This is a genomic window from Roseibium sp. RKSG952, from assembly GCF_009711355.1.
On record NZ_SMMF01000777.1, the window covers coordinates 1 to 8649 of the forward strand.

An 8649-nucleotide genomic window follows, 5' to 3' on the forward strand; every position below is an offset into this window, starting at 1 on the left:
CGCCATTGCCGCGCGAGCGGCTTCGTCCTTAGGCCGCAAGCGGCCCCCTAGGTTTGGATTGCCTCGCTGGCGATGCGTGCTGCGATCCCAAAGAACTCGCATGCCAGATTGATACATGCCTCCTTGCAGGCCTTGGTTGACGAGACGCCTTGAACGGATCTGAAAACGTCTCTGTCTAACGCCTCGTCAGCAACAATTCTATTCGAGGTTACTCTGCTGCTTGTAACTTGTCCGGTCTGTTCAAATCGTAGACAAACGGGAAGTCTCCCGTGAAGTTTGCATCGACCACATCTCCATTCGTTCCGATCAGCAAATAGAGCGTCTGGCTTTCTTCCAAATTGTGCACGGAGACTACATAGTTGCTGTCAACCTTCGCAGCGATCTTCGTTTGCGAGACCGGGACAAGGCTCCAGCTTTGCGGAAGCGGGTTTCAGTCCTTATTGTCAACGGCGGAGTAAAATCAGTCCAATGGGCGGCGTAAAAGTCGTCCACTTGCAGCGCACGCATGAGCCCGCCGGGAGGGCGTAGCCCAAACGGGGGGCTCATGCGTGCGCTGCAAATTTTCGGGTATTTTGAAACGGGGCCGAACACTTACACGAATGCCTTGATCGACTTTGACGCGGAAAATCCCACCCCTATCCCGCATGATCTTCTGGTCAAGGCCGCATATGTGAACCCGGTCGATACCAAGATCCGGCAGCAGCGTGCTCCGGTGGGTGGCACCCCCGATATTTTGGGCCGGGATGCTGCAGGACAGGTCGTGGCGATTGGAGATGCAGTGACCGGGGTCAATGTCGGCGGCATGGTCTGGTACGCTGGCACCGTCAACCGTCCCGGCACCAATGCGTGGCAAGCAAGCCTGGAAACCCTCCAATACCAGTTCGACATCCCGGTCTGTCATCTTGGAACACATCGCCGACCTCTAAATCACATCGGCAACCTATGAGTCACATTGAAGTCAAATCCGGCATCCCAAGACCTGTACCTGAGCCAATTCGTCCACACTGCCTAAAACGCAATATTGAGACGCAGGCCGCCGGATACCTGGTTTTCGTGTTCGCCAATCAGTGCGTTTGCCGATGCTTCAAGGGTGACCTTTTCATCGACTGCCGCTTCCACGGCGACGCCGAGGTCCGCAAATAACTGGTCAAAGTTGTCACTCGCGACAAAGCTCGCAGTGGGGCTGCCGAGACCGGCAGCGGAGACGGTTGCATCGAAACCGTCGTCACCGAGAAGGGCAAGAAGTCCGGCCTCGATTGTGGCTTGTGTTTGGAAACCGCCGATGGCGAAGGTCGTTCCCAATTCCAGAGCAGGGTTCAATGAAACGATATAGGCATCAGAATCAGACACATTGCGATCGAAAGACAAACCGCCGGTTATCGTGTAGCCGTCCGTTTGGACATAGGTCAGACCCGCATCCAGATAGGGCTTGAAGAACAGTGTTTCGGATATGTCAAACTTGTGTGCCGCGCGCACATGTCCTGCCGCCCAGTGCATATCCGTGTCGACGGCTCCACCTGCCGAGCCGAATGGGGCAATGGTATCGCGGGTCAGGTCGACGGTGCCATAGCCGCCAGACAGAGACCCGGCGAGCGTGGTGTTGCCCAAGACGTATTTCAGGACGCCGCCAACATGGTACCGGTCACCGCCGCCGCCGGAATAGGATGTATCCAGCGAGTAGTCCTCATAGGCAAACGCACCACCGGCGAACCAGTTGGGCGCAATCTCCATTTGAAGCCCGCCCGAGACAACGAGCGCCGTTTCCCGTGCACTCGGGCTAGAGCCGTCCTCGCTTATATTGCGGACAAGGCCTGAGATATCCGCCCAATAGCAGCTCCCTTCCTCGCCAAGAGAAACAGTGGTTCCCTCGCCAAAGCCCGGACAACTCATCAACTGATTGGAAAAGCGCAGTGAGGACTGGGTTGCAGCCTGCGCCGCACGCAAGACATCAGAGGGTGTCATGCGCTCGTAGACGTCGAGCAAGTCTTCCAGGGTCTCGAGCCTGAGGACTTTCAGCAGGAACTCATCAAGAAATGCCAGTTGGTTTGCGCCGTCATTGAGATCCTGGCGCCGAAGGGTTGCCAGCTTTTCGACATAAGTGCCAACGATCCGGTCGTTCTGCGTAATGTCGGTCGAGCTTTGCGCCGTGTCTGTGCCGGGCACGGGCCACGGTGAATAATCGACGTCATAGGTGAAATAAAGCTGCTCCTCGCCGCTCACCGTCTGCTGGCCCAGCGAATAGCTGACGGTGGATGTATCGGACACAGCCAGATCCGTTGACTCAATGTCCGCATTTGACGATGTCAGGTAGACGATGGTTCCGGTTTCCCCACTCACCGGCGCAGTGCCGACGAGATTGGGGAGCACCGAGCCGTCCAGCGTCGCCTGGGTGCTGGCTGTGATGTCAATAAGATCAGAGCTGTTCAAGATGTCCGCATCAACTTGAAGAACGCCGCCGGAGGTCTGTGTGATCGCAGCCTTGACCTCACTCGTCGCGACAGTTCCGACCGTTCCCGCGGTCATGGTACCCGAGTTGGTCAGTGTCGACGAGCTGTGCCCCATGTCAAAGTCGCGCCCGAGCCCAAGCGTACCGGAGTTCATAAAGGTATTGCTGATCGTGGCTCCGGTGCTGTCTTCGGTGTCCAGTTTCACCGACCCCTCGAAAGTTCCATCATTGTTGATGGTCAGGTCGCCGAGATTTGTGCGAACCGCATAATTGGTCGTTGACGACGTCTCTGCCATGGAAATTGTGCCGTTATTGTTGATCACATTGGACACGCCGTGGCCTATCGCGATCGTGTCACCGCCGTCCGAGGCAGAGGATACGGTCGCGGTCCTGGCGATGGTCAGTGTGATGGTGCCCATCGTAAGCGCGCCATCGGATTGCAAGATCAGGGCACTGCCGTCTGTGCCCTCTGCCTTCACATCCGTGTTCACATTGATGTCGATGTTTCCGGCATTACCGCCATAGCCTGAGCTGTGGGTGCCGCTCACACTCTGCGCGAAGATGGCGTGGGACGTGTTTCCTGACACGGTGATCGGCCCGTTCACGGTAAGCGATACATCGCCGGAATCTCCATTCGCGCTGCCATTGCCGCCGGCGAAGGTCACCGAGAGATTCACTCCCTCGATATGTGCGGCTCCTCCGGAGCCGCCCGTGCTTTGCGCCCAAACGCCATGAGCATAATCTCCGCTGGAGTTGATGCCCCCACCGCCTATCGTGACATCAATATCGCCGCCATCACCACCATTGCCGCCATCAAGCTGCACGCCGACGCCCTTGCCGATGTTGAGATCGACACCCAAAGTGCCTGTCAGAGCGCGCGTGATATTGCCTGCCCGGCCGCCGCCGCCGCCCACAGACTGGGCGAAAACCCCAATGGCGTCATCGCCATCGGTGACAACAGAGCCTGTCGAGCTGACGGTGACGTCGCCGCCATCGCCACCAGCGCCCCCCTGGCCGCCCAGTGCAAAGGTCGTCAAGGATCCGAAGCCCGGGTTGCCCGTGCCGCCATGACCGCCGCCGCCGCCAACGGAATGAGCGTGAATGGCGTCGGCATAGTCCCCGAGGGTACTGACGGCACCGGTGTTGGTGACGGAGACATCACCGCCATCCCCAGCAGCGCCGCCCTGGCCGCCGATGACCAGTTTTGCAGACTGATAACTGCGGAAATTGCCTGCAAATTCACTCGCAACATCTTCAAAATAACCCGCTTGCAGCGTCACCATGTTTTCAGGCAAAGACGCTTCCGTGCCAAGCGAAGCATTGCCGCCAACCCCGCCGCCGCCGCCGGTTGATTGCGCGAACAAGGCAAATGCATTGTCGGATTTGGTGGTCACGGTTGCGCTATTCGAGATGGACACACTACCGCCATCGCCGCCGCCGGACCCGTTGCCGCCGATCTCTAGGTTGAAGGTCGGGGTATAGGTGCTCTTGTTGCCGCTGGCATCCGTGCAGCTGGCGGACGAGGACAGGCTTGTGCTGAATGTGCAGCCGCTGCCCGTCAGACTGATCTGCTGGCCGGACACCGAGCCTCCATCGCCGCCGCCGCCGCCTACCGATTGAGCGAAGACCGCGTATCCGCTGCTTTCAAGGGACACGGCACCGCTGTTGGTGACAGACACATCACCGCCATGATGGCCGCTGCCGCCCTTGCCGCCAACATTGATCGTGCTGTTGATGGTGACATTTGTGTCGTCTTGCGGGGTTCCGCGCGTCAGGTCAAACGCGATCGATCCGGCTGAACCGCCCTGCCCCCCGCCGCCGCCGACGGACTGCGCATATATTCCGTTGGAATCCGGTTCATTGATCGTGATTGCGCCACTATTTGTTACCGTCACAACGCCTGCCGTGTTTCCGGAACCGCCGCTGCCGCCAACTGCGGAATTGATGTTGGCGGAGCTGTCGTCTGTGATCTGCGCAACATACAGGTAGGCATTGCCGCCCGCGCCGCCATCGCCCCCTACGGACTGGGCGAAAATGCCATCGGAAAAGTAGTTTCCGGTCGTAATTGCCGCATCATTGGTAATCGTCACATCAGCGCCGGCGCCTCCGTTGCCGCCGCCACCGCCAACGGTTACGCCGACATCAATACCGCCCGAACTGCTCAGGGTCAGATTGCCGGAATAGGCGGCACCACCTTGCCCGCCGCTGCCGCCCACGGACTGGGCGAATATGCCACGAGAGGAATAGCCCGACGTGATGACTGAACCTGTGCTTTGGGCAGTCACATTGACCTCGCCCGCACTGCCGCCGCCGCCGCCTCCGCCTCCGACCGTTACACTGGCGGACCCTGAATAGTCACCGCCTGTAAGAGCACCTTCAACGGCAAGTCCGCCATGCCCTCCTCCGCCGCCGACGCTGCTGGCGTATATCCCTTCCGAATAATCCCCGGCGGTGATCACGCCGCCGCTGACGGTGGCCGTCACGTCCCCGCCCTGGCCGCCCTGGCCACCGCTGCCGCCAACCGTGACGGCGAGGGCACCCATGGAGCCGACAGTGCCATTGATTGCGGCGAGCGCGTTGCCGCCACCACCGCCATGGCTGGTTGCCTTGACGGCTGCCGCATAGTCGCCGCTTGTGGAAACGGCCGACTGGTCATCTATTGTTATCGTTACTGCGCCAGCCGTCCCGCCTGCTGTACCGGAGCCTGAAATACTGACGTTTGCATTTCCTCCGCTCATCGCATCACCAGCAATACTCATGCCGCCATTGCCGCCATTGCCGCCAATTGACTGGGCCAGAATACCGAATGCAGTGTCGCCAAATGTGACAATTGCGGCCTCTTTATAAGTCACCGCGACTGTTCCACTGTCGCCGCCGCTGCCGCCGTCGCCGCCGAGTGCAAGACCTATGGAACCCGTACTTGACAGGCTCCCCGATGCCGTCATGGAACCATGCCCTCCGCCGCCCCCGATGGACTGGGCGACAATGCCCGCGCCGCCCTGGCTGTCGTTGACGTTGATTTCCGAGGAGGAATTGACTTTCACATCGCCCGCAGTTCCACCTGAACCGCCATCGCCGCCAAGCGCGAGGTCAAGATCGCCGGCCTCCGTGCTTCCCGAGGCTGCAAGTACCATTTTCGCAACGCCGCCGGCACCGCCGGTTGATTGCGCGACAATCCCATCGGAACCCGCGCCATTGATCGAAATCAGTTCGCTACTTGTCGTGACAGTGACATCTCCCGCATCACCGCCGGGGCCGCCGCTGCCCCCGATTGCCAGGCTTGCGCCGGACATTTGCACGGCATTGGCATCGATTGTCAGACCGGACGCCCCGCCGCCACCGCCGACCGACTGAGCCAGAATGCCGTCGGCATTGTCACCGTTCGTGGTTAGATTCCCATCGGCACTGACGGACACGCTTTTGCCGTCGCCACCGGCGCCGCCGGACCCGCCGAGGGCGACGCTTGCGGAGACGCCGGTGGAATTCGCGCTGGAAATCGTTGTTCCAGCAGCGCCGCCACCGCCGCCGATGGATTGCGCTGTGATGGCAGTTGAATGGTCGCCGCTTGTGGCAATCGCGGATGTAACCGACGCTGTTGCCGTGTTCGCATTGCCGCCATTGCCGCCATCGCCACTGGCACCGAGCGACAGGTCAAACCCGAAACCCGCGCTTGCAGAGATCGCGTAGCCGCCATGTCCGCCGCCACCGCCAATGCTTTGAACCACAACGCCCTTGGCCCTGTCACCTTCGGTCTTGATCGTTGCGGCAGTTTTACCAATGTCTGTGTATTCCGCGGTGCCGCCGGTTCCGCCACTGCCGCCACTGCCGCCAAGGGACGAAGAAAATTCAGCACCGGAACTGAATACGTTGGACCCATGGCCGCCGCCGCCGCCAACACTCTGGCTCACAGCACCGGTGGCATCATCGCCGCTTGTTGAAACCGCAACCTTGTTTTGTATGTAAACAGCCCCGCCGTTGCCGCCGCTACCGCCAGAGCCGCCAAAGCTTTGCATACCGGACGTCGAGTGGGCCGACCCGCCGCCGCCGCCAACGCTTTGCGCAAGAATGCCGGTTGCGTAACTGCCGGTCGAGGTGACCTCAGCGAAATTGTATATTTCAACCTGACCGCCACTCCCGCCAGAGCCTGCGCTCCCGCCAAAGGACTCCAAACCATCGCTGCCGCCGCCCGCACCGCCACCGCCGCCAATACTTTGCGCATGTATGCCGAAGGAGGTCTCGCCAGCGGTTGTCACCGAACCGCCGTCCGTCGTGACGATGACCTTGCCCCCCGACCCGCCGGCAGAGCCGGAGCCGCCCATCGCGGACAGGCCGTCGCCACTTGAGCCACGCCCGCCGCCGCCGCCAATGGACTGTGCGAAAATCCCGTCCGAGTTGTCTCCTGCAGTCGAGATTACGGAGGAGGCCGCGATATCAATGGTGACGGAACCGCCAGCACCTGCACTCTGCGAGCCAGCACCATAGCCAATCAGGCCGCTCCCTTTTCCCGCATCACCTGAAAAGCCACCAACGCTTTGGGCGATAACCGCTATGGACTCGCCGCCGGTCGTCTTGACCGTACCGTCGAGATCGATCTCCACCGCCCCTCCGGGGCCCGACCCGTCGCCCGCACCGCCACTTCCGGATCCGAGGCCGCCACTGCCGCTGCCGCCGTTGCCGCCAGCCCCACCAATGCTCTGGGCGAACAGGCCATGTCCTTGCGTGCCTGACGACTGAATACCCGAGGAACCCGTGGTGATATTGATCGTTACGCTTCCACCGGTGCCGCCCAGGCGGCCGTCGCCGCCCTTCGCGCTGCCGAGGGAGCTGTCCCCGTTTCCGCCATCTCCACCGCTGCCGCCAGTACTCGACGCAAAGACTGCAGTGCCAATGGTTGTGGCGTTGATGCTTGCGCTGTTCGACTGGACGACGACTTCACCGCCATCGCCGCCGTTCCCGCCATTTCCGGCATAACTTGAATCCGCGGTACCGCCCGCGTTGCCGCCCTTGCTGCCGTCGCCGCCAGCGCTGAGCGCGCTGACAAACCCGATCACGGTCGAACTGGAATCCTCGCCCTGAGTGAAGGTTATATCGCTGTTGAATATGACGCTGACATCACCGCCCACCCCTGAGTTGCCCGCGCGCCCGCCTTCGGATTTCCCCGCATCGGACACGCCATGTCCGCCTTCGCCCGAGTCGCCACCGCGCGACAATGCGTTGATCTTGCCCGCGGACATGGTTATGGCGCTGCCGTTTCCGTAGACCAATGTCACCGTGCTGCCATCGCCGCCATCGCCGCCGCGGCCGCCGCTGCCGGTTCCCGACGTGGTTTTACCTTCGCCGCCATCGCCGCCATTGCCGCCCTGAGAGATGAAGACCGTGCCCGCCAGATCAGTGATGGACCCGGATTCGTGATCCAGTCCCAGCGAACCTCCGAGCCCGCCGGTACCGCCGTCCTGACCGCCGGTGTCATCGACACCGGAGCGTTCCTTGCCGTCGTGCCCCTTGCCGCCGGTCGAAGTCACCAGATAGCTTTGGCCGGTGCTGTCGATGCCGTAGGTGTCATTTCCGTTCGAGCCAAGAAACTCGACCTCGATGTCACGCGCATAGTCGCCATTGTCGCCGTCGTTTTTGCCTTCATCTCCGACAGAGGCGATTTCGACCACAACCGATGCGTTGCCGTTGGTCGCATCCTTGCTCAGTTCCTCGAACACAAACGAACGGTCGTCGCCATCGCCTTCCCCCACATTCTCCGAATACGGATAGACGTCGCCCTTGCAGGTGGTAACCTCGTCGGACTTGTTACAACCGCTTGCCTCTGCTGCCGGCGAAAGTGCCGCAGGCGGCACGAGGGCAGTGGTGGACAGCGCCAATGCATAAAAAAATGATCGATCCAAGGTGGTCTCTCCAGAACAACACACCTAACGTAGAGTGATATTGGAATATTCTGCAAGAGGGCATCTTTCCGGGGCTTCACAGCCCCGGCCTTATTGAAGCGAGCGCTGCGCAACTATATTCAGCTACCGTTTTTTTGGGAAACTTGGAAAGCAGCGATTGGAACGAACCAAGGCCTGAGAACTTCGGAACCCGGTCGCGGCAGACGTAAACGCGACTCCAATCCAAGCAATTTCAACGGCTTGAATTTCGTCAATATCTACACGCGCTTACGAGAAATTCACCAAATCGGCGCAGTCATGAGGTTCAGA

2 protein-coding genes and 1 pseudogene are annotated in these 8649 nt (G+C 60.6%); 1 reads left to right on the forward strand and 2 read right to left on the reverse strand.

What is annotated here, in order from left to right; all coding sequences use genetic code 11:
• Positions 1 to 208: 208 nt before the first annotated feature.
• Positions 209 to 412, reverse strand: a pseudogene (locus E1297_RS51240) (DUF6488 family protein); the annotation flags it as partial.
• Between the two features lie 132 nt (positions 413 to 544).
• Between E1297_RS51240 and E1297_RS06355 the strand changes: the two are divergent.
• The gene (locus tag E1297_RS06355) at positions 545 to 946 is read left to right on the forward strand and encodes an alcohol dehydrogenase catalytic domain-containing protein (protein ID WP_209015670.1); all 402 of its coding nucleotides are present in this window, start codon (positions 545 to 547) and stop codon (positions 944 to 946) included.
• A gap of 62 nt (positions 947 to 1008) precedes the next feature.
• On the opposite strand, the gene E1297_RS06360 is transcribed toward E1297_RS06355, so the two are convergent.
• Positions 1009 to 8340 carry an autotransporter outer membrane beta-barrel domain-containing protein gene (locus tag E1297_RS06360; protein ID WP_155135388.1) on the reverse strand — a complete coding sequence of 2444 codons (7332 nt, stop codon included), beginning with the start codon at positions 8338 to 8340 and terminating at the stop codon, positions 1009 to 1011.
• Positions 8341 to 8649: the final 309 nt, after the last annotated feature.

Coding starts and splice junctions, on each gene's coding strand:
- E1297_RS06355 (WP_209015670.1), top strand. CDS start 545: ATGCGTGCGCTGCAAATTTTCGGGTATTTTGAAACGGGGCCGAACACT.